Origin of the sequence: Candidatus Magnetobacterium casense (assembly GCF_019173545.1) — a bacterium.
GTDB lineage: Bacteria > Nitrospirota > Thermodesulfovibrionia > Thermodesulfovibrionales > Magnetobacteriaceae > Magnetobacterium > Magnetobacterium cryptolimnobacter.
Genome location: NZ_JABXWD010000712.1, coordinates 1 through 1,245, shown reverse-complemented (window position 1 = coordinate 1,245; position 1,245 = coordinate 1). Strand labels below are relative to the sequence as shown.

Here is a 1,245-nt window from a genome sequence, read left to right as displayed (position 1 = left end):
TGTTGTCCATTGCAGGGAGGCAGTTTATAATGGCCGCCGTCAGTATCTTGTCAAAGTGCAGATGTTCGAGATTGCAGGAGTTCAGGGCGCCCTTTTCCCTGAGCAGGTTCGATGTCTCCTCGATGGTGTTAAGCAGGCAATCCGATATGTTTTGGATGTTGCCAACAAGCTTGCTTTTGTCCTCATCACTCTTGGCCTTGCCAAGCAGGAAACGCCTGGCATATCCGGAGATGGCAATCAATGGAGTTTTGATGTCGTGTATCAGCACGGAGATAAACCTCTCCCGGTGATAGCTTAACCGCTCCTGAGCCTCCCGGAGTTTGTCGAGGTCCTGGAATATTATGACAACGCCCCTAAAGTTGTCGTTGTCGTCTCGTATTGGCGAGGTGCTGCCGTATATCCGCAATTGCTGTCCGCCTGACAATTGCAGGGTCTGATTTGTGAGGTCTATCACCTCGTTCTTGATGAGCGATTCAGGGGTGAGCGTTTTATCGTGGCCATTGCCGGTTATCGTAAAGACCCCTGACAGTGGCTTGCCATATACATGTTCCACGAGACATCCGAGCATGTACTGGGCAGCGGGGTTGATGAATGTCACATTGCCCCGTGTATCGGTTGATATTACGGCATCACCTATGCTGTTGTTGAGTATAAAGTTGATGAGTCTGCTTTTTTCCTCGACTTCTTTTTTTTGGATAGAGACAATTGCATGGTTTATCATCGTTTCGAGGAGCTTATAGGGGTCTATCGGTTTTTTCATAAAGCTGTCTACATTGGCGTCGATGGCCCTGATAAAGTATTCCTCGTCGTTAAAGGCAGTGGTGAGGATTATCTTTGTATCATGTCGTATTTCCTTAATATGTCTGACCATCTGAATGCCGTCCATGTCAGGCATGTTTATATCGGTAACGACCATATCGGGCGTGTGTGTCTTGAACACCTCAAGCCCTTCCCTGCCATTACAGGCGGTGAATAAGTTTTTTACACGCCTTCTTAAGAATATGGAGAGTTGTCTGTTAATAACCTCGTCATCTTCAACATACAGCAGGCTTATACCTCTGAGTATCTCTTCAGCCTTGTCACTATTTAGCTCAACATCCATTAAGGAAATACTAACACAATCCCCCAAAAGTGTCAAGGCAAAACCATCGTCGGAATCGCTTGCTAAGTAAGCGAGCATAAGTAACTATAACAAGCAGGAAGGGGTCAAGGGGGCTGGCCCCCTTGCGGGGTGGGTCTGAGGGA

General features: G+C 47.4%; 1 protein-coding gene. It reads right to left on the bottom strand.

Going from position 1 to position 1,245, the window contains the following annotated elements; translation table 11 throughout:
* On the bottom strand, positions 1-1,102 hold a 1,102-nt coding region (locus HWQ67_RS18980; protein WP_218254259.1), incomplete at its 3' end, for a response regulator.
* Positions 1,103-1,245 lie beyond the last annotated feature (143 nt).